The sequence below is a fragment of the Staphylococcus sp. mip270_02 genome (genome assembly GCF_054031535.1).
Genome location: NZ_CM132934.1, coordinates 490592 through 517526 on the forward strand (window position 1 = coordinate 490592; position 26935 = coordinate 517526).

The window sequence follows — 26935 nt, forward strand, 5'->3', positions numbered from 1 at the left end:
CATATCAAGAAACGAACAACATCTAATTGCAATTTAGGAGGAATAAAATTGACAACATCTAACAAACTTATATTCAATCGTACATACATGCTCATGTTAGCAGCAGGTATTTTTGCCATGATTGGATTTAGTACGATTTTAACAACGATTACATGGTATGCTGTTAAAGAGTTACAATCGTCGATGGCGTTAGGTTACATATTAGTATCGGCTACGGTGCCTAGACTACTGATGATGACATTTAGTGGTATGGTGGCTGATAAATTTAAGAAAACAACGATTATGTATTACTCAAATATTGCAGAAGCTGCTGTTATGGTAATCCTCTATTTTCTTATTATTAATAATCAACTTTCATTAATTCCTTTAATGATTTTAGCTGCTTTATTTGGTATGTTAGATGCATTTTTTGGCCCTGCATGTACATCATTAATTCCTAAAGTAGTTAAACAAGCACAACTTCAAAGAGCTAATTCTCTTTTCCAAGGTGGTACTCAAATATCATTTATACTTGGACCAATTGTTGCAGGTATGATTATGGAAAATTTTTCAATCGCAACAAGTTTTTATGTTGCGCTAATATTTGTATTTTTATCAGCAATATTTGTTTTTCCATATTTTATCAAAGAAACGGAAGCACCAGAACGTTCCAATGAAACTCCAATTAAAGATATTATTGAAGGTTTTCGTTATGTAAAATCATCTCGCTTTTTAATTACAGGGATTATTATTCTTGTTACTGCTAACTTTTTTGGTTTGGGAGCTTTAAGTGTAGGTATCCCTATATTAGTAGAAGCTTCGGGAGGCACGCCGATCAATTTAACTTACTTACAATCGAGCTTAGGCGTAGGTATGTTATCTGGAACAGTATTACTAAGTATCGTCACTTTAACTAAAGTTAGAGGGAAAATAACATTATTTACATTATTAGCTATGCTTTTAATATTCTTGGCATTTACACAAGTAACAGATTTAATTTGGCAAATAGTATTATTATTCTTAATAGGATTCTCGTATACAATTGTTTATATTCCATTTATTACCATGGCTCAAGAATTTTCAGATGAAAAGGTGACAGGCAGAGTGATGAGTTTAATCTTCCTTGCAATGACTGGTTTTGATCCAATTTCATATGTTGTGATTTCAGGATTAAATACAATGGATATTTCAATTTTTAATGTTTTAGCGATTTCAGCCATAGCTAGTATCGTTGTTTGGTTGCTTATTCTAATGAATTCTAAAGTATATAGAACAATTGATTAATAAAGAACGGATTATTATAAAATTTCATATATAATCGAGAGCCTCTCACTAATTGTAATAGTGGGAGGTTTATTTTATGGTGAAAATGTTTTGGAAATAATTTATTTTTTGAAAAAATGATTATTAAAAGAAGGTTAATATGTGTTTGAAGAATATCATAGAAAATTTTAATTAGTCTAGGTTTCATTTAACAAAAATTAATTTATTCGTTATAATGCATTTTCGCTTTATTTATGTATAAATTTATACTATATTGATTATTGTGTGTATTTTGAGGTGTATAAATACACAATACAATGTAACGTAAAACTTAAAAAAGACTGACGAGTAGATGTGTACTTTTAGATATAGAGGAGGAAAAACAATAAGAACGTTGACTTCTTAATTGATGTACTGCGAAAGTTAAAACAAATGATTTAATAATAGAAAAGTAACTATGGCATATAAGATTAAAATAGTGAAAATATAGATAATAATGAACAAGAGACAAGGAGCTTGATTATGCTTAACTCTACGATTGAAAATGTAGAAAATGAAAAATATAAATTACAACCAATGAACATACATTACTTGAAAAGAATAGAAAAAATAAGTTTAGAAGAGGTTTACTTTTGTATTGAGAAAAGTGATGTTGTATCAATAGAAGCTTTAGAGACACATATACAACAGTCCAAAAAAGCAATCGCATTGATTGGTGAAGACAATGTGAGAACGACACTTCAAGATTGTGGTAATGGTTTATATCAAGCCACAATAATTTACTTTGAAAAATCACTCGATTCGCTCATGAAAGCAACAAAAGATTTAACGCTTTTAGAAACACAAGAAGCGAGTAAATATATGCTAGCAGATTAAAATAATAACACTTTCGCACGATTTCATTTTAAAGGTGAAATAAGCGAAAGTGTTTTTTTATAGTGAATGAAAACTTTTAAATATGTAAAGTAATATATTATGATTGGTTTATATAATATGAAACATAAAAAGCCACTTTTTAATGTGGCTTAAAGTGTTTATTATTCTATCAGATTTCTGTAAATTTCTTATTTTTTATTGGTGAAATTTGCCATTTCAACAAAATATTGTGAATAGAAGAATAGTTTTGAATGTTATTGCAAATAGCTTTAGTATAAGATTAATTTTTATTATACACATTAATTTAATTGCCTTATACTTATCTTGAAAATATTTTGGATTTCCAAATTTCATAAAACCACTTTAGGAGGTTTTCGATTGAAAAATGCAACGGAGCTAACGCAAATATTGAAATTGTTAGATGGACAGAAATATGGTACTTATAAACGGCTTAAAGGAATATATCAGTTCAAACAATTTCGACTTGCGATAGACCATATACAAGTAGACCCGTATGCCCCTCCATCCAAAATGAGGGTAGTGATGAGTAGAGATATAGCGAATATCCCTAACAATTTATTGGATACTAAAGATAAAATCATCGCTGTAGCAGACTTTTTAGCGCGAACTTTTAATGATAGTATAAGTTCATTTAAGCGAAACAGCCAAAATGCAAAAGCTGCATCAAACATTACTATAGATCAATGTGGCCAAGAAATTTTAGAACGTACAGCGGTAGTAATCAATAAAAATGATATCGAAGTAAGACTTGAGATTAGTTTGCCAGCGGCAGGAAGAAAAATTTTAGGGAAAGCTGCGGTAAGTACATTAATAGAAATACTGCCAAATATTGTACATGAATCATTGCTCTATAAAAATATAGATCATGTGAAATTAGATACACAGGTTACGTTAATGCTAGATCAAGCTTTTATTCGTGAGGAGCTTGAACGTCGTAATCTTGTTGCATTTATTGCGAATGGTTCGATTTTACCGCGTAAAAGTGGCGTATCAGATAAACATTTACCTGGCGCAGTTGCGTTTACAAGTCCTAAAAATGTAGAAGTACAAATGACTATGCCAAGTGGAAAGACGATTACTGGGATGGGGCTACCTAAGGGTATTACCTTAATTGTAGGCGGAGGCTTTCACGGTAAATCGACTGTGCTTGAAGCGCTTGAGCGCGGTATCTATAATCATATTGATGGAGATGGTAGAGAATATGTTATTACATGTCATGATGCCATGAAGATTCGAGCTGAAGATGGTCGCCATATTGAGAAGGTGAATATTAGCCCATTTATAAATAATTTACCGGGAAATAAAGATACACATCAGTTTTCCACTGAAAATGCGAGTGGTAGTACATCTCAAGCAACGAATGTTATGGAAGCATTAGAAGCAGGTACATCATTATTACTGATTGATGAAGACACTTCAGCTACAAATTTTATGATTAGAGATAGCCGTATGCAACGCTTAATTGCACCTGAAAAAGAACCTATCACACCATTTTCGAGTAAAGTAAAACCACTGTATGAAGATTATAGTGTTTCCACTATTTTAATTGTAGGTGGCTCAGGTGATTATTTTGAGGTTGCTGACCAAGTGCTAATGATGGATGAATATGTCTTAAAAGATGTTACTGAAAATGCAAAAGCGATTGCCCAAACACCGGATAATACCACAAATGCTACAAATAATAGTGATTTTGGCAATCTACCTGCTAGAGTACCGTTAAAATCAAGTTTTACTAAAAAAGGGAAAGACAACCATTTCAAAGTAAAAGGACGTTATTCCATTTTGTATGGTAAAGAGCTTATCGATATTTCTGGTTTGGAACAATTGGTGGATACAAGTCAAACTCAATGTTTAGCAGCAATGATAAATTATTATCAAAGTCATTTATTAAATGACCAGGATACGTTATTTCAATCTGCCGATAAATTATACACAGTTATTCATGAGCAAGGATTAGATGTAATATCGTCATTTAAAGGACACCCAGGCAACTTAGCGCTACCAAGAAAACAAGAATTTTGTGCAGCACTTAATCGTTACCGTGGACTAAAAGTGAAAAATAAATAATTATAAAAAACATACTAAGATTAGCTATGAAGAAATCTATGACGATAGATTTTTTCATAGCTATTTTTTATAGTTATAGAGAGAAGTAGATCGTGCGGGCTCTTTTTCAATCCTAGTCACCCTTGCCCGAGTGGGACTAAGAAATCTATGTTAGAAAATTTGATTTCTCTCCCACTCCCTTTTTTGGTTCATACACACATAATTATCAAATGATTTTGTGAACTTAAAATTTCTAGTCTTTATTTTAAAGATTAAGCATAATATCATTTAATCATTTTACGCATCTTATAAACTTGCACATGATTATTCCCAGACTGTCCGATAACTTTGTAGCCTTGTTTAGTATATAAGCGTTGAGCCGTAGTGTTTTCAACTTCAACAGTTAATGAAATTTTTGTATAACCTTTATGTAACGCAAGTTGTTCAGCATATTCAAGTAAAGCACGTCCTACACCCATACCTCTGAATTGGGAAAGTGTTGCTAACATACTCACATGATACTCGTCTGTATTGCCTTCATCTAACCTTATAAGGGCGATTATATCTTTAAATGCATGTAAGAATTGAGGAATTAACTGCAACTTTTGAATTTTTGCAATTTGCCATACAGTCGTAAATGTTTGTTGCTGAAGTTCACTGTAAGGCAAGCACGATATAGCACCTGCAGGCTGTTCATTAACCATAGCAACCATTGTATTTTGGTAACTAAAACGATTACTAGGTTTTTTCCATAATTTCTGCATATTACGAATTAATGCTTGCTTGTCTGTGGTATAGAATAAAACATTTGCCATATCATTTATAGCTAGTAAGTTGAAGCGCGCGCCTTTTTGTAATTGTGGATAAGCCGGAATGATTTTTAAATTGTGCATTATTTATCCTCCTAAAAAAGTGTTCTACTCAACCTATACCCATATACATAAGTGAATAATTTAGCATCATTTAAAATAACGACTTTCTAACTTAAGGCAATTATATACTTTGTTTAGATGAGGGGGAGTCATCGGGTTGTGTGACGGTACTGTTACGTTCCGTGTAAAACACCGACGCATCAATTATTATTAGGTTTGCTGTTTCCTATTTAAATAGAGTTGAGCATTTTGTGCTATCATAAATATAAATTAATGAATGTCTTTTTTAAAAAGAAGTTTACAATGCAATTTGTGTTGGTTAAACTTGGAATGTAGAAGAATTAAGTAGTGCAATATACATATATTAAGGGGCTTATGCTAAATGAAGGAGAAATGGATTTTACCAACAGTTTTAACGGGTGCATTGTTAATTACTGGATGCTCAAACGAGGGTGCGAAAAATGGAGATAACCAAGCAAATAAAGAAAATAAGGACAGTCAATCTACTAAAAGTAATGTTGATGTGAAATATCCTAAAGATGGAGTAAGAGGTATTTATGTAAGTGCCGATGCGACAAACGGCGAAAAATTTGAAGAACTCACAAAGTTTATTGATGAAAGTGATTTAAATGCAATGGTTATTGATGTTAAAGATGATTCAGGGAACGTTACTATAAACTTTAACACTGGTAATAAAGAAATTGATAAACATACATTAGATATTGTTGATGCCAAGCCATTACTTAATAAAATGAAAGATAAAGATATTTATCCTATTGCAAGGATCGTTACTTTTAAAGACAAGAATTTAGCAGAAAGTCATCCTGAATGGTCGTTCAAACAAGCAGATGGGTCAGTATGGGAAAGTGATAGTGGTGATAAGTTTGTCAATCCTTTCGTTAAAGAGGTATGGGATTATAATATTAATGTATCTAAGGAAGCTGCAAAAGCAGGTTTTAGAGATATTCAATATGACTATGTAAGATTCCCTGAAGCATTTGAAAATGTAGAAAGTAGTTTGACGTATGATAAAGGAAACTATAAAAACAGCAAATTAAGTGATGTTGATCAACGTGTAGACACAATTTCACAATTTTTAAAAACTGCACGTAAAGAGTTAAAACCTTATGGTGCTGAGGTATCGGCTGACGTATTTGGTTATGCTGCTATGGTTGAAGAAGCACCAGGGATTGGTCAAAGTTTCCCTAAAATAGCAGAAAATACAGATGCTATCTCGTCTATGATTTATCCGTCACATTGGAGCCCAGGTGACTTTGGTTTAGAAGCGCCAGATAAGGAACCTTATGAAGCTGTTGATCATTATTTAGATAAAGAAACAGCTGTGTTAAATAAATTAGGAGATAAGAAACCGAAGTCTCGTCCATGGTTACAAGATTTTACAGCACGATATTTAGGTGAAGGTAATTATATGGAATACGATAGTAAAGCAGTAGAAGCACAAGTACAAGCACTTAAAGATCATGGCATTAATGAGTACCTATTGTGGAATGCTGGCAATGATTATTCTATGGGTGTAGATTATACACCTGAAGCAAATAAAGAAAAGTTAGACCAAAATAAAGAAGATTTAAAGAAAGGTAACAAAGACGAAAAGAGCGACAAAGATAAAAGTGACAAGTGATTTATCAAAGTGAGAATATTAGTTAAACAACCATTGTACTTTAAATTAAAGTTGTACTAATAAAAAGGAGTAGCACGTTGAAATCAAGTTGAACATTTTGATTTCTGTGATACTCCATTTTTTATATATTTAATTTTTTGTTTCCAATCAAACAGAAGTATAGTAAGCCTGTAATTATTATGATAATACCCATAATAGCGTACATATTTCCATAACCAGTTAAAGGAGTAACATAACCTAATAAATATGGAGAGAGACCTAAGCCTGCGTCAAAAAATATGAAATAAGTGGATGTGGCAATACTTATACGAGAAATTGGTGCTGATTTAACTGCTAAGACTTGTCTTGCAGATTGTAAGTTTCCGAACCCTAATCCCATAATAGCGCTGATTAATAGTAATATAATTCCGTTTGTAACTTGACTTAACATAAACATACTAATTGCATAAAAAATAATTGCTGGATATACAACAACATGGTTCCCTTTATTGTCCATGAGCTTACCCGCAACTGGACGTGTTAGTAAAACCACAATTGCGTAAACTACAAAGTACAAACTTGCTACACTTGTTAAATTTAATTGACTCGCATATAAATTTAGATAAGTTAATACCCCAGAATATGCAAAACTTAATAATAAGATGATTAAACCAACAGGTATGACTCTTGGTTCAATGATATTTTTAAGAAATGAGGTACCTTTTTCTAAATTAACGGAAGCTGTTTTGATTTCAGTGACTTTAGGGGCTTTAACAAAAATACTCATGGTTAAAGCGATGCACATTATGACAAAACAAAAAATAAATAATATAGAAAATGAAATATAATGAATCATTAATATACCAAGAAATGGGCCGAATGCAGTGGCTAACGTCGTACTCATACTATAGTAGCTAATACCTTCAGACTTACGAGATTCTGGAATGATTTGTGTAGCAATTGAACTAATGATTGTTAATGCCATACCATGAGGAATCCCATGTAATAAACGTACTAATATAAGGAACTGTACGTTGATATTAATAAAATAAATACTGATGATAGCTAAACATATAATGATGGTGATAAGTAATAAGCGCTTAAGGCCGAACTTATTAATAAAATACCCAGCAAAAAGTCTGCCGATAACACCACCGATAATAAAGATACCACTGACGAGCCCTGATTGACTCATTGAAGCTTGGTACTGATTAATTGCAAAAGTTGCAATAGTAACCATAAGTAAGTAAAAGACTAAAGTTAGTAAAAAGTTAATCAATGATACGCTGATAAATTGTTTAGTCCAAAGTTTATTGTATTGCATGATGAAAGCCTCTTTTCTAAAATTTAAATTTAAAATTTATCAAAATTCGCACAAAAAAGGGAGTGGGACAGAAATCAAATTTTCTAACATAGATTTCGTAGTCCCACCCCGGCAATAGTGACTAGCATTGAAAAAAGCTTGATATAAGCGTATTTTCAATTCAGTCACCTACTGCCAAATTGAAAATGAGCCTGAGACATCTATTTATGTCCCAGGCTCTTTATATTATTTTGTTAAAAAAGTATATCAATACAACTAAGTACTGATAAAGATTTCACTAATAAAAAAATGGTCACTGTCTTTGTACATATATTGAATTAAAAAATGATAGACTACTCCCGACAGTACAGTTTTTTCGTGTCTTAAATAATTTTTTAATCTAACAGGCTTTAAATATACAGCTACCATGGTTTAGTTGTTTTTTTAATAAAAATTTAATAATTAAATAATACACTCTTCAAATTTAAATAACAATACAAGATATGATTAATTTAGAGAACTATTACATAACTCCAATATACATCTAATGAATGTAATTTTTGAATATCCAATAATCAAACACAATATAATAATAGTAAAACTACATTATTTCTTTTGTATGTTGTATAATATACAATATGTTATTTTTTATATTAATAAATACTAATGAGGAGTACGTTATTTTATGATTAGAATTTTAGTTCCGTGTTTTAATGAGGCAAGTGTTATTGAAAAAACATATGCTGAATTAACAGAAATCATGCAACAAGATAGTCGCAACAATAATTATAAATACGAATTGCTTTTTGTAGACGATGGAAGCAAGGATGACACTTTATCTATTATTCAACAATTAGCGCAACAAGATCATGCAGTGAAATACATATCATTTTCAAGAAACTTCGGTAAAGAGTCTGCCATGTACGCAGGATTAAAGGCAAGTGTAGACGCGGAAGCTTTAATTATTTTAGATGGTGATTTACAACACCCACCAACATTAATACCACAAATGATTAAATACTTTAAAGAAGGCGAAGATCAAATCGTTGCTAAAAGGGATAGAACAGGTGAAAACATAGCACGTAAACGTGTGTCACAATTGTATTATGCAATTATTAACAAAATGGTTGATGTCACACTAGAAGATGGTATTGGTGATTTTAGATTATTAAGCCAGCGGGCAGTGAAAGAAATCGTGAATATGGGAGAATACAATAGATTTTCTAAAGGATTATTTGCATGGATTGGTTTTGAACCGAAAGTCATTGAATATCAGAATGTAACTCGGTTAGAAGGAGAGTCTAAATGGTCATTTAGCTCATTATTAAATTATGGTATCGATGGTTTGATTTCATTTAATAATAAGCCATTGCGTGCCATCATTTATTTAGGCCTGTTTATTTGCGGATTGAGTTTTCTCTATATTTTATTTAATTTTATTTACACATTAAATTATGGTGTGTCTACACCAGGATATTTCACAACAATCTTCTCTGTATTGTTTTTAGGCGGAATTCAGCTTACATCAATAGGCGTGATTGGAGAATATATCGGAAGAATTTATTATGAAGTGAAACAACGCCCACTCTATATTGTTCGTCAATCCAATTTGAATGAACAAGAGGTGGAATAAGATGAAATTATTCAGGATGAATAAGACGTACCTTACAGTAACCGCATTGTTTATTTTTTATATTTTTATGGCTATGCTTACGCCATTAACACATGACGACTGGGATTGGTATAGTCATTATGGTATTCAGATGCTAGAAGAACGCTTTGCAAATTTGAATGGCCGTTATTTGGGTAATATGTTAGAAATTATTGCTGTTCGACTTGATTGGTTTAGATGGCTGTCTTATGCGATTTTTAGTATTTCGATTATATGGATAATTGGACGTCTTGTGAATGAAACTAAGAGTTTATATTATTATTTGTGTGCATTTATTCTGATGCTTACGATACCAAGTGATATATATAAGCAAACATACGGTTGGTTTGCTGGATTTTATAATTATGTTCCTGCAACGTTCTGCGCGCTATTTATTATATGGTATATCTCAACAATTTTATTTAAGCAGAAAAATATGGATCCTATAACTAATATTTTGTTTTACAGTATCTGTTTGGTAGGACAATTTTTTATGGAAAATACAACGTTATTCAATACGATGATTTTAATTTTAGCAATCGTATTACATGTATTACTTTATAGAAAGTTAAATCCTAAATTTATATTAGGTTTGGCTATTTCATCACTAGGGACAATTTTGATGTTTATAAATCCTAATTATCGCAAAATATTTTTTGAGGGTAGTAGTTACCAAAAAGTATCTAGTGATACCGGCATTATTGATAAGGTGACCACAACAATAACAACAGTACTACCTGACTGGGCGGTTTTTAATCAAATGACGATAATCTTGATGATTATTGGTGTTGTTATTGCACTATTATTCAGAAACGCTAAGTTATATACAAGCTCTAAATTGACGCAAGCATTTGTTATAACTGGATTATTGATTTTGCCAATATACTATTTCTTTATTTATAAACAATTTGCGTTACAAAATTTTCATTCACTACTTACTGCTAATTTAGTAAATACATCAATTTGTATATGGTTTTTAAGTGCATTTATTTTATCAATTCATATAGTAGTTGAACCGAAAGAAGTTAAATATACGTTATATTTATTGCTGGCTGCTGTTTTGTTAGTGTGTGCACCTTTGGTAATTGTGTCGCCATTAGGGCCAAGAAATTTTTATACAGTTTCTGCGTTGTTTGTCATTATCTTTTTAATATTATTTTCACAGTTGAACATTACTGGTCAACTATGGAAACGGATTTTGGGTGTTTTAGCAATTGGCTGTGCGACATTATATTTAGGGGCATTTTTCTATATTAATCAAAAAAATGAAACACGAATTACACAGTTAAAAGAAGAGATAAAAGCTCATCCTAAAAAAGAATTTTATACGATGGAAAAATTACCTTTTGAACATTATTTGCATCATGCTACACCAACAAGTACAAGATACCAGTCATTATTTAACAAATATGAAGGTATACCTAAAGATACAAAAATAAAATATGTGCCCTTTGGTTGTAAACATAAATAGGATGCTTGTATGGAGAATTTATAAATTGTAAAAGTAAATATAACATGGGAGTGCACAGAAATCATTGTAGCAAAGTATGATTTCTGTGCACTCTCGTTCTTGTCTTTATATAACGGTTAGTTATCAAGATATAAGCCTGATAAGAGTTATAGATTGAGATACGATAGCCGTATTTTATAATTCTTTTTCTAATATAATTGCTTTGTAATCGTGAATATCTATGCGAGCGAAGATTTCACGTTTTAAGTTTTTGATATGTTCTAGTTTAGCTATGTTACTCATCATGTTATTAGGTACATGATTTTCCCAATGTTCAAGTTCTGAGAATAATTCGTGCAATGATTTCATAAAATTACCACCTTTTATTTTTTTACAAATAAAATAGCTCTTCTTAGATAAGAAGAGCTTCCGCACATCTTCTCATCTGTCAGTTCGTAAATTAGAACTGTTGGATTTAGCACATCGCTCGTCTGAGCTGTTGCTGGAGTTTTACAGGGCCAAGTCCCTCCACTCACTCTTAATAAGAGAACTATTATATTTATAAACATTATAACAAAAGAGTGCAAATTAAGAAATGATATAAATTATTTTATCAATTTGGAACTTTTAAAATAATTAAAAAAGATTAAAAACAAATTAAGCAAGCCCACTAGTAGCCCTATCACTAAAGTAAAAAAGCTCAAAGGCACTAGGAACCAAGGTTCATGTAAAACGCCATCATGAGAAACATAAGAGGGTAACATTAAAAATAAAAATGCAGACAAAATGCCAATTAAAATAAAGATGAGACTTAATATACTGAGCCGAATGCGTTTGATATTACTCCCATCACTGACAAGTTTATTTTTTATGGCGTCATCTCCTAAAATTAAATCATCAAGTGATAAATCGAATTTTTTAGCAATGATTACAATCATTTCTATATCTGGCAGATATCTATTATTTTCCCAAGCAGAGATTGTTTGTCTAGAAACATTAAGTTCATTTGCTAATTGTGATTGCGTTAGCTTTATTTTTTTTCTTAATAATTTAATTTGATTTCCAAAATCCATTTATTTTATCCCCCTTATCAAATTAATAATCAATGTACGCTTGAAAGTTGATTCTACGCAATAGCTAGTGATACTTTACACATACCGCTAGACATACTATCCTCTCATATATGAATGATAGTAATGCTTTCTTTTAATAAGTACTCTTATAGTAAATAATAAATTTTAGCAACAATACAATTATTTAATATAAGAGGAGATGTAAAAATTATGAGTAAAGAGTTTTTGATCGCAAGTGTTATAAGCATGATAATCGGAATTGCGTTAGGAGTTTTATTTCTCATGATACCAAGTTACGTAGATGAAAACAATATATTGCCAGAGCCATGGATTTTAGTGGAGTATGGTTTTCTCTTTTTAGTTATTGGTATTTTTATGATGATAGTATCATTAACTATTTATGGTATAAATAAGTTTAAAAATAGAAATTAAAATAGCGAGCCCGAAACATATATGTTTCGGGCTTTTATTGTATAGAGTATATATTATTAGGATAAAAATTTTCTTATAAAATACTTAAAACTAAAGATATTTCTTTTAAATAAATAGAAATATCCAGGATCAATAAAATAGCACTCCAAGTAATACCCCTAAAATTACAATTAACCAAGATGGTGCTTTACAATATGCCAATAATACAAATAATGTAGCAGCAAATGCGAAATCCATATTGGTGTTTACTGATGACGTGAATATTGGGTCATAAAAAGCTGCGATTAAAATACCTACTACGCCAGCACTGACAGCTTTTAGCATTGATTTTGCGTAGCGATTTGATTGTACGTGCTCCCAAAAAGGTAAAACCCCAACCAATAATAAAAAGGCTGGTAAGAATATAGTAATTGTTGCAATGATACCACCTGTAATACCAGACATAACGGTTCCAATATATGCAGCAAATGTAAATAACGGCCCTGGTACTGCTTGTGTTAATGCGTAACCTGATAAAAAGTCATCGGAACTAATCATATCAGTTGCTACAAATGATTGTTCTAATAAAGGTAAGACAACATGTCCACCGCCGAATACAAGAGCACCAGAACGATAAAAGTTGTCGACCATATTAATCCACGAATTGTTAGTGACAAAATTCAATATAGGTAAGATAAATAAAAGACTAAAAAATAGTATAAGAGAGATGGCGCCTACTATTCGTGGAATATTAAATATTTTTATCGAATCTTTCTGTTCATCTGTTTCTTTAAAAAGCGCTAATCCAACTATAGCCACTACAGTCAAGGCACTTAATTGTGCTAATGGATGAATGACTGTTATAGCTACCACTAAGGTGAACAATGCTAAAATTTTTGTTTTTAAATCGGACAATAATTTTTGACCCATGCCTATAATTGCATTTAATACAATTGCAACGGCAACTAATTTTAGGCCATGTGTCCAACCTAAATCGTTGTTGTAAGCTAAAAGTAAAGTGGCGCAAAGCATTAATATAATTACCGAGGGGATAGTAAATCCAATAAATGAAATTACGCCGCCAATCAACCCCGCCTTAGTTATACCAATACCGAATCCAACTTGACTACTAGCGGGTCCAGGTAAAAATTGACATAATGCGACTAAATTGGTGTATTGTTGTTCTGTCAGCCATTGTCTCCGTTTCACATATTCATCATAGAAGTAACCAAGGTGTGCTGTTGGGCCGCCAAATGAAGTACAGCCTAACCTCAGAGCTACGAGAAATACTTCAAGATATTTCATAACAGATACCCTCCCAAGTTCAAATTTCTCCGACAATTTCTTTTAATTTCTGATGGCTTTTTTCTAGCATTTTCTCACCGAATGGAGTGATTGTGTAGTTCTTACGTTGTTTACCGGCAACGACAGTTTTTTCACTAACAAGTAATGACTCATCTTCCATTCGATGTAAAAGAGGATATAACGTTCCAGCGCTCATTGCATAACCGTGTGTTCTTAACTCATCCATCATCCAGCTACCATAAATAGGATGTTCATTAGCATGATGCAAAATATGGATATAAATAAATCCGAGAAACATACGTCTTTCTAATTTAGAATCGATATTATACAGCCCCTTTAATTATTAATAACGTTAACCGATATCGGTTTGCGATATCATGGACAATATAGCATATATCAAGGTGCTTTTTACTAGATTTACAGAAAGTTTAAAAATTTATAATAATTGTTACTTTATATATTTAAATACGTGTAATTAAGAATAATTAAGATTATTTACTAATGATAGATAAGTAAGGTACAATTATGTGTAAGCGCTTACTATAGTTATTTGACGTGTTAATTTAAGTCGTTTATTTAAAGGAGAATGCACATGAGAGATAAAGTAATCATTGTGACAGGCGGTAGTAGTGGTATGGGTAAAGCAATGGCAACAAGATTTGCCGAAGAAGGTGCAAACGTTGTAATTACTGGTCGTTCATTAGAACGATTAGAAGCAGCCAAAGCTGAAATGGAGAAGTTTGAAGGGCAAGTGTTATGTATAGATATGGATGTGAGGGACCCTGAAAGGGTTCAATACACAGTAGATAAAACAATAGCAACATATGGAAAAATCGATGGCTTGGTCAATAATGCGGCAGGTAATTTTCTATGTCCGGCAGAAGACTTATCACTCAATGGTTGGAACTCTGTTATAGATATTGTCCTTAATGGAACTTGGTATTGTACACAAGCTGTCGGTAAAGAATGGATAAAAAATGGTCAACAAGGACGCATTGTCAATATGGTAGCGACCTATGCATGGAGAGCTGGTGTCGGGGTGGTGCATTCAGCAAGTGCTAAAGCTGGTGTATTATCTATGACAAGAACACTAGCAGTAGAGTGGGGAAGTAAATATGGTATTACAGTCAATGCAATTGCGCCAGGACCGATTGATAATACAGGGGGATCAGGAAAACTTAGTTTATCAGAAGAAGCTAAGCAACAAACACTTGATAATGTTCCATTAGGTAGAATGGGACAACCAGAAGAAATAGCTAGTTTAGCTAAATTCTTATTATCAGAAGAAGCTAGCTATATAAATGGTGCATGTATGACTATGGATGGTGGCCAATGGTTGAATCAAAATCCATTTTAATTAAGGTGTGACAAGAATAACTAATTAATATATAACATAAAACTAATGGAGCATGTCGTTCATACAGTTTTTTAATTAGTACACATAACTAAAATATAATTTAGTTAACGGATACAATTTTAATTTAACCTCATTCAATTGAAATTATCGTCCTTTTCTACTATGATATAGACTTGTGTTAAAAAAAATTAATAAAAGCTTTAATTTACGAAACTTTTTGGTTCAATAACTAGAAAGTTTCTTTTTATGTCGTCTGATTTTTAAGGAAGAAAATGTTACTTTGAGGAAGTTATGTGTGTGTATTTTAAATAATTAAGAAAAGAGGTGTTTGGGGGATGTTGTATAAAATCCATTTTAAAAATATATGTTTTTGTATTTTAGGTACGTTTCTTATTAGTATAGGTATCAATGCGTTTGTCATTGCTTCAAATTTAGGGGAAGGTGGCACAGTTGGTATTTCTTTAAACTTGAAATATACACTGGGTTTATCACCGGCGCTCACTTCCTTGATTATAAATATGATATTAATTGTGATAGGTTGGAAATATTTAAGTAAAACTACTGCAGTTTATACTTTAATCACAGTTATTTCGAGTTCAGCGTTTTTAGGACTGACTGAATCGTTTAATATGCATCTGGAATCTGATTTTATCAATACTGTATTTTCTGGTGTGTTGATAGGAATAGGAAGTGGACTAGTGATTTCTGCACGAAGCACACTAGGCGGTACTTCTGTCATTGCTAAAATTATAAATAAATATAGCGAGATGAAAACTTCGCAGGCATTGTTTATTTTAGATTCAATTATTGTATTATCGTTCTTAATTGTACTTCCAGTCCAGAACGTATTATATACGATTGTAATGCTTTTTATTGTTGAAAAGAGTATGACATTTATTATAGAAGGATTTAATCCGAAAAAAGCGATTACGATTATTTCAGATTATAATAAAGATATCAGTTTAGATATTAATAATGAAACAGGTAGGGGCTCCACACTATTAAATGGTGTAGGAGGTTATGAACGTAAAGAAACGAATGTACTTTATGTCGTAGTACCGCAAAACCAATTAGCTAGAATTAAAAAAATCGTTAACGCGCATGATGAAAATGCATTTCTAGTTATCCATGACGTGCGCGACGTTTTAGGTAATGGATTTATGAAACTACAATAAATTTAGCATTGTAGCTAGGAAATCAGCATTTTATAAAATGATTGCATGATTTTAACTAGTTATTTACTGGTTGTATGATTAGTGATTTGAAGATCCGTGGCTTATGTTGAAGTCTCGGGTCTTTTTAAATATAAAAATAGCTATAAATGAACCTATTGACATAGATCTCTTTATAGCTGAATTTAATGTGTTAATTATGGATGAAAAATAACCTTATTAAAATGTTTCTTGTTATTTACTATTGCATCAAATGTGGCAGGACCTTGCGCTAAATCTAGATAATCTGAAATCATAGCATGTACTTTAATTTTCCCAGTAGACATATAATGTAGTGATGTATGCCATTCTTCACCTGGGAATGGCGCAGATAATCCATTCCAAGAACCAATCACTTTGAGCTCATTACGCAATATCTTTTCAAAATGTTCGCGAGTTATTTCAATATCTGAATAAGGAATACCAAGCATTAAGACTTCCCCGCCTTTAGACGGTAATGTTAATACTTGCCCTATAGTAAATGGTGAGCCAGCAGATTCAACGGCTACATCTATGTTATAAGGGAGTGTTTTAATAACTTCATTTAGATTTTTCTCTTTAGAATTAATTGTATAATCAACACCAAGTGTTTTAGCAATTTCTAGTTTGTTGGAGTCTATATCTATAGCAATAGTCTTAGTAGCACCAAATATTTTAGCCCATTGTAAGGCTAGTAATCCAATACTTCCGCAACCGATGACAGCCACAGTTGCGCCGGGTTTCATAGTTGTTCTATAAAACCCATGTGCCACCACTGCAGACGGTTCAATCATAGCGGCCGTATCAAAATCTACATTATTAGGTAACTTTAAGACGTTATGAGCTGGCAGTTTAACGTATTCTGCAAAACAACCCGGTTCATAAGAACCTATGACATATAAATTTTCACATCTAGAATATGCACCTTTTTCACATTGTTCACAGTTGTGACATGCAATCGCAGGGCATCCTGTCACGGCATCACCAACAGATAAATGTTTTACATCATTGCCTATACTATGGACGGTACCTGAAAACTCATGGCCAAATGGTGTACCTGGTCGGTAAGGACCTAATTTTTTATAACGCGAGTTATCGGAACCGCAAATTCCTGTTGCTACTACTTTGATAATAACATCATTGCTATTGTCAATTTTAGGAGATTTCGTTTCTTCATATCTTAAATCTTGAATGCCATATAAGTTTAAAGCTTTCAAATGTTGTCACCTCTTAACTTTTAAATATGAAATGAATTAACCTTGCTCAGCATTTGTTTTTCTCTTTTTAAAAAATTTAGCGACAAAGTAACCGAAAATGACGATAGTATTTGCATATAGTAAGTTGTTCATATATAAATCTGTAATATTCCTCAAGGGTCCAAGCATGAAATCCAACATTAGTTCTACCATATTTTTACGCTCCTTTTATCGTTTGTATATTAACGATGAATATTTTGAAATTATTCGATAGGGCGAAGTAATACTTTGATACCTTCACCACTCTTGATATGATCGTATCCTTCTGTCCATTGCGTAATATTAAGCTCGTTTGTAATAAGAGATTCTGCGTCGACTTCTCCACGGCTTAGCAGTTGTAAAGAAGGTTCCCAATCTGCTGGTTTTTGGCTTCTAGTACCTACAATACGTAATTCTTTTTGAACTATTTGTTCTAAATTGAATGGGATTTCGCTATCTTTAAAAATACCAACTTGGACATATTGTCCTTTTTTACGTAAAATATCTAATCCTTGTTTGGCGGCCGGTATTGCACCAGAACATTCTAATACGACATTTGCGCCATAACCATTAGTGACTTTATTTACATATGATTTCAAATCAGTATTTTGAATATTAACTACATGATCTAAGTTAAGTTCATATGCTTTATCTAGTCTTGCTTGATCATTATTCAATCCGGTTATTATAACTTTAGCGCCTTTACTTTTAACAACTTGAGCGACTAACAGTCCAATAGGACCAGGGCCAATAACAACAACAACATCTTCAGGTTGGATATCAATTTTAGAAACGGCATGGTGCGCACAGGCTAATGGTTCAGTCATCGCAGCAGCTTTGTAAGAAACATTGTCTGGTATGTGATGAGCGCTAGTTGCTGGAGTAACTAAGTATTGCGTGAAACCACCGTTTTGTTGAGTACCCAAGCCTTTACGATGATTACATAAGTTATAATCGCCATTTTGACAATAGTCACATTCCCCACAAATGTAATATGTTGTTTCGGAAGTAACACGATCCCCAATAGTGAAATTTGTAATATTTGTACCGACTTCTACAACCTCGCCTGAGAATTCATGGCCGAGTATAACTGGAAAATTCACTTTATAATGTCCTTCGTATGTGTGAATATCTGTACCACAAATACCTGTATAATGAACTTTTATTTTTATTTCATCTTTGTTTGGTGAAGGCGTTTCTGTATCTAATACTTCTAGGTTTCCAAAACCTTCTTTAGTTTTAACAAGTGCTTTCATGTGAAGTCATCTCCTATCAGTTAATTAAATAAGCCAAAGAATTTGAATATAATATAGTTTAAGATGTTACCACCTTGGTCTATACTTGAAATTTGTGATGAACCAGCTGGCATTTTCACATTTGTACCTTCTGCCATACTTGTGAATATCGGTGCAACATCAGTTGCGATATATAAGGAAATGGCAATCATGATTGTGCCAACAATAACTGAGTGTATAATGTTTCCTCGAGCAGCACCTACAATAAAAGCGACAATAAATGGAATTGTTGCTAAGTCGCCAAAAGGTAGCACTTGGTTACCAGGCAAAATAACAGCTAACAATACGGTAATAGGCACTAAAATTAAAGCGGTTGCGATAACTGCTGGATGTCCTAATGCAACAGCCGCATCTAAGCCAATGTAGATTTCACGATCACCAAAGCGTTTGTTCAGCCATGTACGTGCAGATTCTGAAACAGGCATTAAACCTTCCATCAAAATCTTAACCATGCGAGGCATCAACACCATAACTGCAGCCATGGACATACCAAGATTTATTACGTCGCCAGCGTTGTAGCCAGCTAATAAGCCAATTGCTAAACCGAGTACTAAACCGACGAATATAGATTCACCAAATGCACCGAATCTTTTTTGAATCGTTTCAGGATCTGCATTTAAGTTTTTAATTACAGGTACTTTTTGCAATCCTTTTACTAAGAAAATACCTGGAGCATATGAAATTGTACTACCTGTTGCAATAGACACCCCAGGTAAGTCATAAAATTTACTCATCATTGGTGCAGTCCAATCAGCCACTTTTAGACAAACAATTTGGAATACTGCAGCGGCTATTAAAGATTGCCAAATACTGCCAGATATTGCATAAACCATGGCGCCCATAAAGGTATAGTGCCAGAAATTCCAGATATCTACGTTCATGGTACGTGTTGTTTTTGTTAATAACATTGCGATGTTAACGACAATGCCTAAAGGAATAATAAATGCAGCAATTGTAGAGGCCCATGCAATAGAAGACGTTGCTGGCCAACCCACATCAATGACATTTAAACTAACCCCTAAGTTTTTAACCATGGCTTGAGCAGCAGGACCAAGGTTGTTAACTAGTAAGTCAATAACTAAGAAAATCCCAACGAATGCAACACCAATTGTCAGGCCTGACCTGAATGCTGCTCCTACTTTTTGCCTAAAGAATAATCCTAATAAGAATATAACGATAGGAAGTATAACTGTTGCCCCTAAATCTAAAAAAGCTTGAATAAAATCTACAAATCCACTCATCCCATACACCATCCTCTTTATATAAAGTACTATTGGTATAAATTAAGATGTCACTTTGTTATAACTATAAAAAATTGTTACGGTATTTATCCCAACAGTTCGTACGATCATTTTAATAAATAGTTCATTAGCTTTGTAATGCATCTAGAATTTCTTTTTTAGTGTCTTCAACCCCAATACCAGTTAAAAAGTTACGTGCATTAATAACAGGGAAGTCGTATTCTTTTTGCGTCATAGCAGTTGTAACTAATAAGTCTGCTGTATCAACATACGAGCCTACCTCAGAAATTTTTATTTGTTTTAAATCTACTTTGATGTTGTGTTCTTTCGCCATTTCTTCAATTGCACTGTTCACTACTGTTGATGTTGCAATACCTGCACCACATGCTACTAATACTTGTTTCATAATAAATTCCTCCTAATTTTTGATATATATATATTTAAGGTGTACTGCTTAAAAGTTTCATTATTCCAAAAAGATGTTTATGCTTCTCTAATTTCATGTTCAATAATATCTACGATGTGAGCATTGTTTGTTGAATTTGCAATGGCTTCAAGTATTTGATTGTTTTGAAAAATACCCATTAATTTTTGGAGTAATGATAATTGTGTATCTTCTTTATCCATTGCGAGCATGAAAATTAATTTTACATCTGTTGTTGCTTCAAGTTCTCCCATAATTACAAAAGGTACGGTTTCTTTAAGTACAGCCACGCCGATAGACTTTGAATTAACGTGTTGAATGTCTGTGTGTGGAATTGCTACCGAACAATACACTGTAGGTAATCCTGTAGCAAAGGATGCTTCTCTTTCAATAACTGCATTTTCATAAGATGCTTTGACGTAACCATTATTGTACATCCGTTTGGCTAATTGACTTAACGCCTCTTCTTTTGTGGTTGCCTCTAAACCAATAATGATGTTAGATGTATCCAATTTTAAACTTTCCATATGGCTCAACCCCTTTGTTTTACTCTATTATTGAAAAGTGTTTAATGACTTCGAACACTTGTGATTTTGAATCAGTTTGTATAATGTTTTGTACCATTTCAGCGTCTTGAGCCAAGTCTCGTAATTGTAGTAGAGGCCTTAAATGTTTAAATTTATCTGTAGCTGCAATAATCACAAATACATTTACATCAAGTCCTGTTTTTAGTGTTAATGGTTCATCTAAAATCAACATACTCATAGAGGTACGGTTCACATTTTGTTCGTTTTCTGCGTGCGGTATTGCGATATTTTGATTAATTACCATGTACGTTGCATCAAAATATTGAATCATAGAATCGATGTAATTAGCATCTATATAGTTTTGGCTATAAAGTGGCTTAGCAGCTACTCGTATGGCTTCGTCTATATTTTTAACGTGAGAGATTAATTGAATATGATTTACAGGCAACAAATCTTGCAAGTTTAAATGATAATTCAATGATATTGAAGACGATTCGATTGATGTATAGGCATGAATCTCATCGAACTGTTGTTTAATTTCATTCAATAAGTTGTCCTCATTATGAATGTCAGCGTGTTTACGTATCATTGCTAACATTTTTTGAGCGTGTATGTCAGTATCAAATGTGTTATTAAGTTGGCCGAATACGTGTTGGCGTAGATGATGTTTTTCTTTAGCAGTTAATATCGTTTTAGTGATATACAATCTCTTATTTGTCATGATGTGCATTGGTGAGAACACCACATCGAAATCAAGAGTGTAATGATTAAATTCGCGTAATGATAACGTATCTAAAAATATAAATTCAGGAAATACACTTCGTAGTTCTTGTAACATTAATTGAGAAATTGATGTCCCTTGTGTACAAACAACAACTGCTTTCACTTTTTTATCAATGTCTTCATCTTGTCTTCTTAAAATGCCACCGATAATAATAGTTAAGTATGCAATTTCATTATCGGGCAGAGGTTGTCTTAATATTTTTTCCATTGGTTTAGAAGAAAGTTTTACAAGGTGAAACAATTCTTTATAATCATCTTTCAGAGTATTCTGTAAACTTTCGACGTCAGATAATTGATATCTAATTCTATAAAAAGCTGGCTTCATATGAAACATTAATTGATTAAGTAACGTTTCACGATCTTTAAATGTGATGAAAGTGATTTTTTCAAATTGATCAAGCATAGACTGAAGTGCTACTTTTAATTCTGGTAAAAATGTTGAATCATCTAGTTCTGACCATTGCACACTTGTTGATAAAAGTTGTAATGTTATAAACAGTTTTTCTTGTAGAGGTATATCAGAGTAATTTGAAGTGAGTATTTCTGTTGCTCGATATTCCTCAGTGTCCGAGAGATCATCATAGCCAATTGAAAAGGGTGAGACAATTTTGTTATGTTGAATTCTCCTAATAATAAAATAGAGTTTATAACGTAACGTTTGCGTACTTTGGTCTATAAAATTGCTTTCTAAATATTGTTCAATTTTATTAATTTGCGCATCTATGATTTGAAGCTTTTCTTTGCGTAAGCCTAAAATATCAAAAACATCATGGTTTAGAATGTTTAGTGTATATGCTTTATCAATTAAGTTAGTTAAAAGTTTTCTGATTTCAAATTCATTACCTTTTAAATGATATCCCTTTTGTCGCGAGTATTTCAGCATAATGTTATATGGTTCTAGTAGTGACTTTAATTGCTTTAAATCGTTTAATACAGTGTTCTTACTAATTTTTAAATCGATAGAAAAGTGATTTAACGATAACACTTCATCTTCTTTAAACAACATCAGTAAAATGAGATGCGCGCGCTGACAAGCAGTATATACTTGCTCATTTTCCTGTGGTAAAGGTTCAATATATACGTTAAGAAAATGTTTTATTGCGTCATCAACGATGAAGAAGCCTTGGCTAGTACGCTCTATCGTAGGTAAATTTTGTTCAGTTAACCATGTATTGATTTTTTGGATTCTATAGCCAAGTTGTCTACGAGATATATTGAACATTAATTCGAGATCTTTGCCTTTAAGCTTAGGGTTTTTAATTAATTCTGTAATGACGCTAAAATTTTCTGTCTGTATATTGAATCCCTCCCTTGTTGTTGACTCTAATTTAGCACATAGCATCAAAGAGTTGTACATTCATCAGACACAAATCCAATTTCATTTTATGTACATCATTGTGATAAAAGTTGCAATATTCAATGAACATCATTGTTTTACGAGTATCATTAGATTATGAAATCGATTAGCGTATAAAGATATTTTTTGTAGTTATGAAAAGAAGACGGGAAAATGTAATAATCGTGAGGACGGTATACTTATCTCTATAGTGTGAAATTACTATAAAATTTTGAATTATTGCGTTTTGAATTGACATATTTTTGACAAAATTTCATAATAGTATATGAATATAAAAATCTAAATATTCACATAAATATGTTTGGAATGATGCATATCAATGAAGTAAGCATAAGATGTAAAGCAAGGACAATGTTGACAGAAGCAGCAATAAATAGGATTTCAGAGGTATCAGAACAATTACAAATGATTGCCAACTTGAATCAGGCAAATGTTTTTATTGATTGTCCCATAGAAGAACATGGTGAAGTTATTGTTGTTGCAGAAGCAGTTCCGGTGAACTGTAAAAGCTTGTATCAAGGATCCGTAGTAGAAGCTAATGTTTATGAGAAGTTTGAGCCTGCTGTATTTGAAGTGCTTTCAGGTAGTGAATTTGCACAACATCGCGCAATTTCACAAGAGGGTAAAGTAGTAGAACAGAGCGCTACGCCAATTAAATTAGCTAATGAAACTATTGGTATTCTAATAATGGAAATAGATGTCAGTAATAAAATTATGGAAGAAAAAAGGTTGAAAGCATTAACACAAGCAACTAGTACTCTAAGTGATTTGGTATCAAATTCAGAGAGTAATCCAATTTTTGTACCAGACATGATTGAAGAAAGCTTGTTTGACTTAGATAACGAATTGAACATACGTTACTTTAATTTAGCAGGAGAAGCAATGGTAAGTGAACTTTTACATTTAGACTGTGAAGCAGGATTAAATTTCATAGAATTGTTTCCATCTATCGAAAATATGCTTACAGATGGACGAATTATCACAATAGAAGAGCGTGCTCTACAAGGGCATTATTTTCAAATTAAATGTATACAGTTGCTTGAAGATGATGTGATGACCGGTCATTTAATTCTGTTAAAAGATATTACAGATTTAAAAGAAAAAGAAAGGGCATTAATATCTAAATCAGTTGCTATAGGTGAAATTCATCATCGTGTGAAAAATAATTTACAGACTGTTGCAAGTTTATTGCGTTTACAGATGAGACGAGGGTTGCCTAATGGGAGTGAAAAATACTTCCAAGAAAGCCTTAACAGAATTTTAAGTATCGCATCAGTCTACGAAGTTATACTAGATGAATCATCCACAGATTCTGTAAATATTGATAAATTAATTAAAAAAATTGGGAATATGATAGTTTATAACGAATCTCCTAATAGAATGATACATATTAATTATAAAACAGATGAAAATATCCACTTAGTTTCAAATATAGCAGTGTCTATCGCATTAATTGCAAATGAACTTATAACGAATTGCTTAACACATGCATTTAATGGACAAGCAAAAGGGGAAATAACAGTTTGTCTATCTTACAATGCTCAATCTGAATTAATTAATCTAAACGTACAAGACACAGGAAAGACTGCGTGTGAATTCAAACAATCATTTGGTTTGAAAATTGTAAACACAATTACGGAAAATGACTTAGACGGGGCTTTTAGAATTGAACGTAATAGTGTTGGAACGAATGCGAGAGTGGAGTTTCAATACAAAGGGGAGAATTAAAATGACATCTATTATAGTTGTTGAAGACGAGTCAATCGTTAGGATGGACATCGTAGAAATGTTAGAAGCTGCGAATTATAATGTAGTTGCTGAAGTCGGTAATGGAGAAAAAGCATTAGAAGCTACTGATAAGTTTCGGCCAGATTTAATCATTATGGACATTAAAATGCCAAAAATGGATGGTTTAAAAGCGAGCAAAATCATTACGAAAAAATACAATATTCCAATATTGCTACTGACGGCATATAGTCATTGTGAATATGTAGAAGAGGCGAAACAGGCTAATATAGTGGGCTATATTGTGAAACCTATATCCGAAGCACAATTATTACCAGCTGTTGAGATTGCAATGAGGCAAGCTCAAAATATTGCTGAATTAAGATTTGAAGTAAATCACACTAAAAAACAAATGAACGATAGGAAGCTTGTTGAAAAAGCAAAAGGCATATTGATGAAGCAATTAAATTTAACAGAAGAAGCAGCTTATCAGAAACTCAGGCGAAAGAGTATGGACAAGCAAGTGGGTATTGAAATTGAAGCGTCTAAGATTATCGAAAAATTGAGATAACAAAACAAGTGAATATAAAAAGCAAAGGTGCTTATTTGAATTAATCAAATAGGCACTTTTTTGTTTTTTTATAGCTTTTAACAATGGGGGAAACATTATGGAGCATATTGGAACGGTAATTATTTATATTATTATGGCGTGTGCAGTGTTAGGTGCATTTGGTGCGATCCGTAATGCAGATAAAGGTATAGGTAAAGAATTTATGGAAGGTATTTATACTATTGGGCCTATTTTTGCTAATTCAGCAGGCATCATGGCATCAATTCCTTTTATTTCAAAATTCATAGAACAAGTTTTTGGACCACTATTTGACAAGATTGGTGCTGATCCAGCAATCGCAGCTACTTCTATACTTGCAACGGATATGGGAGGATATCAACTTGCAGATGTTTTAAAGCAAAGTTATGAAGGATGGATAATGGCGATGATTGTTGGTTTTATGGCAGGGGCAACTATTGTGTTTACTATACCGCTGGGGTTACCAATGCTAGATAAACGAGATCATAAGTATATGGCGCTAGGAATATTGTCAGGGTTATTGGCTATACCATTTGGTGTTTTTATTTCCACGGTAATAATTCTATTAAGCCATACAAAAATTAGAACAGTCATTGATACAACAAGTGCAGCAACACATATATTTCAGATTAGCATATCTACGGTATTTATTAATCTTTTACCATTAATTCTATTTGTATTAATCACAGCAATAGGGTTATATTTCTTTTCTGACATTATGATTAAAATATTTATTGTCTTTGGTAAGGTTCTAGATACATGTATTAAATTAGTATTTGTCTTTTCTGTAGTAGAAATATTCACAGGTTTGTTTACCACTATATTTGGGAGTTGGGGGTTTGATCCTATTATGGCTGATAAGCACGACAATTTTAGAGCATTAGAAAATGCAGGTAATATTGCTATTATGTTATCAGGTGCTTTCCCGATGGTATATTTAATACGTAAATACTTTTCTACAGTTTTGCATAAAGTTGGAAATAAAGTAGGGTTAAGTGAAGTAGGGAGCGCAGGTTTCATAGCAACAATTGCGAACATTTTAGCAATGCTTAAACTTGTAAGAGATATGCCACCAAAAGATAAAGTAATCAACATTGCTTTTGGTGTATGTTCGGCATTCTTGTTAGGCGATCACCTATCTTATACAGCTAATTTCCAGCCAACGCTGATACCTGCTGTAATGATAGGTAAGTTGAGTGCAGGTATTATTGCAATTATATTTGCATATATATTATGTATTCCAAAAGCGAAAAAATTAGAAGAAATTGACAGACGTGCAGGTATTATTGGTGAAAATGAATATTTAGAAAATAAGTAATAGCTCGAGTCTATAAATCCAAT

General features: G+C 32.5%; 25 protein-coding genes and 1 riboswitch. Of the genes, 12 read left to right on the forward strand and 13 right to left on the reverse strand.

Going from position 1 to position 26935, the window contains the following annotated elements; translation table 11 throughout:
* Nucleotides 1–48 precede the first annotated feature (48 nt).
* The 3 genes from ACW5YJ_RS02155 (at nt 49) to ACW5YJ_RS02165 (ending at nt 4206) form a co-directional block, all read left to right on the forward strand.
* Nucleotides 49–1263: an MFS transporter gene (locus tag ACW5YJ_RS02155; protein ID WP_135092774.1), complete on the forward strand. Its 1215-nt coding sequence runs from the start codon at nt 49–51 to the stop codon at nt 1261–1263.
* Between the two features lie 501 nt (nt 1264–1764).
* Complete coding sequence (locus tag ACW5YJ_RS02160) at nt 1765–2118, forward strand: hypothetical protein (RefSeq protein WP_017724035.1); 354 nt, start codon at nt 1765–1767, stop codon at nt 2116–2118.
* A 378-nt stretch (nt 2119–2496) separates the two neighbouring features.
* Nucleotides 2497–4206 (forward strand): ABC-ATPase domain-containing protein, encoded by a 1710-nt coding sequence (locus ACW5YJ_RS02165; RefSeq protein WP_457338427.1) that lies wholly within the window; start codon nt 2497–2499, stop codon nt 4204–4206.
* A 263-nt stretch (nt 4207–4469) separates the two neighbouring features.
* On the opposite strand, the gene ACW5YJ_RS02170 is transcribed toward ACW5YJ_RS02165, so the two are convergent.
* Entirely contained in the window at nt 4470–5078 is a 609-nt protein-coding gene (locus ACW5YJ_RS02170; RefSeq protein ID WP_457338428.1) for a GNAT family N-acetyltransferase, read from the reverse strand.
* A 361-nt stretch (nt 5079–5439) separates the two neighbouring features.
* Between ACW5YJ_RS02170 and ACW5YJ_RS02175 the strand changes: the two genes are divergently transcribed.
* On the forward strand, nt 5440–6699 hold the full coding sequence (locus ACW5YJ_RS02175) for a putative glycoside hydrolase (RefSeq protein WP_457338429.1): 1260 nt from the start codon (nt 5440–5442) through the stop codon (nt 6697–6699).
* Between the two features lie 121 nt (nt 6700–6820).
* Here ACW5YJ_RS02175 and ACW5YJ_RS02180 read toward each other — a convergent pair whose 3' ends face one another.
* Nucleotides 6821–8002 carry an MFS transporter gene (locus ACW5YJ_RS02180; protein WP_457338430.1) on the reverse strand — a complete coding sequence of 394 codons (1182 nt, stop codon included), beginning with the start codon at nt 8000–8002 and terminating at the stop codon, nt 6821–6823.
* Between the two features lie 664 nt (nt 8003–8666).
* Between ACW5YJ_RS02180 and ACW5YJ_RS02185 the strand changes: the two genes are divergently transcribed.
* Both ACW5YJ_RS02185 and ACW5YJ_RS02190 read left to right on the forward strand, forming a co-directional pair.
* On the forward strand, nt 8667–9614 hold the full coding sequence (locus ACW5YJ_RS02185; protein WP_135092779.1) for a glycosyltransferase family 2 protein: 948 nt from the start codon (nt 8667–8669) through the stop codon (nt 9612–9614).
* Nucleotide 9615: 1 nt separating this feature from the next.
* A complete protein-coding gene (locus ACW5YJ_RS02190; RefSeq protein ID WP_457338431.1) occupies nt 9616–11103 on the forward strand; it encodes a DUF6056 family protein in 1488 nt (495 codons plus the stop codon).
* A gap of 174 nt (nt 11104–11277) precedes the next feature.
* On the opposite strand, the gene ACW5YJ_RS02195 is transcribed toward ACW5YJ_RS02190, so the two are convergent.
* Complete coding sequence (locus ACW5YJ_RS02195; protein ID WP_017724028.1) at nt 11278–11451, reverse strand: hypothetical protein; 174 nt, start codon at nt 11449–11451, stop codon at nt 11278–11280.
* A gap of 69 nt (nt 11452–11520) precedes the next feature.
* Nucleotides 11521–11630, reverse strand: a riboswitch (SAM riboswitch).
* Between the two features lie 57 nt (nt 11631–11687).
* On the reverse strand, nt 11688–12155 hold the full coding sequence (locus ACW5YJ_RS02200) for a helix-turn-helix domain-containing protein (protein ID WP_017724027.1): 468 nt from the start codon (nt 12153–12155) through the stop codon (nt 11688–11690).
* Between the two features lie 210 nt (nt 12156–12365).
* Between ACW5YJ_RS02200 and ACW5YJ_RS02205 the strand changes: the two genes are divergently transcribed.
* On the forward strand, nt 12366–12587 hold the full coding sequence (locus ACW5YJ_RS02205) for a DUF3955 domain-containing protein (RefSeq protein ID WP_457338432.1): 222 nt from the start codon (nt 12366–12368) through the stop codon (nt 12585–12587).
* 129 nt (nt 12588–12716) lie between these two features.
* Here ACW5YJ_RS02205 and chrA read toward each other — a convergent pair whose 3' ends face one another.
* Both chrA and ACW5YJ_RS02215 read right to left on the reverse strand, forming a co-directional pair.
* Complete coding sequence (chrA, locus tag ACW5YJ_RS02210; protein WP_457338433.1) at nt 12717–13871, reverse strand: chromate efflux transporter; 1155 nt, start codon at nt 13869–13871, stop codon at nt 12717–12719.
* A 19-nt stretch (nt 13872–13890) separates the two neighbouring features.
* Entirely contained in the window at nt 13891–14193 is a 303-nt protein-coding gene (locus ACW5YJ_RS02215) for a PadR family transcriptional regulator (RefSeq protein ID WP_026113559.1), read from the reverse strand.
* A 270-nt stretch (nt 14194–14463) separates the two neighbouring features.
* Here ACW5YJ_RS02215 and fadH point away from each other — a divergent pair, with 270 nt between their 5' ends.
* Together fadH and ACW5YJ_RS02225 are read left to right on the forward strand one after the other, a co-directional pair.
* Nucleotides 14464–15228 carry a 2,4-dienoyl-CoA reductase gene (gene fadH, locus ACW5YJ_RS02220; RefSeq protein WP_457338434.1) on the forward strand — a complete coding sequence of 255 codons (765 nt, stop codon included), beginning with the start codon at nt 14464–14466 and terminating at the stop codon, nt 15226–15228.
* Nucleotides 15229–15563: 335 nt separating this feature from the next.
* Nucleotides 15564–16403 carry a YitT family protein gene (locus ACW5YJ_RS02225; protein ID WP_017724022.1) on the forward strand — a complete coding sequence of 280 codons (840 nt, stop codon included), beginning with the start codon at nt 15564–15566 and terminating at the stop codon, nt 16401–16403.
* Nucleotides 16404–16597: 194 nt separating this feature from the next.
* Here the strand turns inward: ACW5YJ_RS02225 and ACW5YJ_RS02230 are convergent, their stop codons facing one another.
* The 7 genes from ACW5YJ_RS02230 to ACW5YJ_RS02260 form a co-directional block, all read right to left on the reverse strand.
* The gene (locus ACW5YJ_RS02230) at nt 16598–17635 is read right to left on the reverse strand and encodes a galactitol-1-phosphate 5-dehydrogenase (protein WP_135092782.1); all 1038 of its coding nucleotides are present in this window, start codon (nt 17633–17635) and stop codon (nt 16598–16600) included.
* 36 nt (nt 17636–17671) lie between these two features.
* A complete protein-coding gene (locus ACW5YJ_RS02235; protein ID WP_017724020.1) occupies nt 17672–17827 on the reverse strand; it encodes a hypothetical protein in 156 nt (51 codons plus the stop codon).
* Between the two features lie 50 nt (nt 17828–17877).
* On the reverse strand, nt 17878–18909 hold the full coding sequence (locus tag ACW5YJ_RS02240) for a zinc-binding dehydrogenase (protein WP_135092783.1): 1032 nt from the start codon (nt 18907–18909) through the stop codon (nt 17878–17880).
* Nucleotides 18910–18929: 20 nt separating this feature from the next.
* On the reverse strand, nt 18930–20189 hold the full coding sequence (locus ACW5YJ_RS02245) for a PTS galactitol transporter subunit IIC (RefSeq protein ID WP_017724018.1): 1260 nt from the start codon (nt 20187–20189) through the stop codon (nt 18930–18932).
* A 127-nt stretch (nt 20190–20316) separates the two neighbouring features.
* Nucleotides 20317–20595, reverse strand: a complete 279-nt coding sequence (locus ACW5YJ_RS02250) for a PTS sugar transporter subunit IIB (RefSeq protein WP_017724017.1) — start codon at nt 20593–20595, stop codon at nt 20317–20319.
* A gap of 77 nt (nt 20596–20672) precedes the next feature.
* Nucleotides 20673–21140, reverse strand: coding sequence for a PTS sugar transporter subunit IIA (locus tag ACW5YJ_RS02255; protein ID WP_017724016.1), 468 nt, complete (start codon nt 21138–21140; stop codon nt 20673–20675).
* Nucleotides 21141–21159: 19 nt separating this feature from the next.
* On the reverse strand, nt 21160–23265 hold the full coding sequence (locus ACW5YJ_RS02260; RefSeq protein WP_107551598.1) for a BglG family transcription antiterminator: 2106 nt from the start codon (nt 23263–23265) through the stop codon (nt 21160–21162).
* Nucleotides 23266–23586: 321 nt separating this feature from the next.
* Here ACW5YJ_RS02260 and ACW5YJ_RS02265 point away from each other — a divergent pair, with 321 nt between their 5' ends.
* The 3 genes from ACW5YJ_RS02265 (at nt 23587) to eutH (ending at nt 26912) form a co-directional block, all read left to right on the forward strand.
* Nucleotides 23587–25008, forward strand: a complete 1422-nt coding sequence (locus ACW5YJ_RS02265; RefSeq protein ID WP_368679782.1) for a sensor histidine kinase — start codon at nt 23587–23589, stop codon at nt 25006–25008.
* Between the two features lies 1 nt (nt 25009).
* Complete coding sequence (locus ACW5YJ_RS02270) at nt 25010–25576, forward strand: ANTAR domain-containing response regulator (RefSeq protein WP_017724013.1); 567 nt, start codon at nt 25010–25012, stop codon at nt 25574–25576.
* Between the two features lie 97 nt (nt 25577–25673).
* Complete coding sequence (gene eutH / locus ACW5YJ_RS02275) at nt 25674–26912, forward strand: ethanolamine utilization protein EutH (protein WP_457338435.1); 1239 nt, start codon at nt 25674–25676, stop codon at nt 26910–26912.
* Nucleotides 26913–26935: the final 23 nt, after the last annotated feature.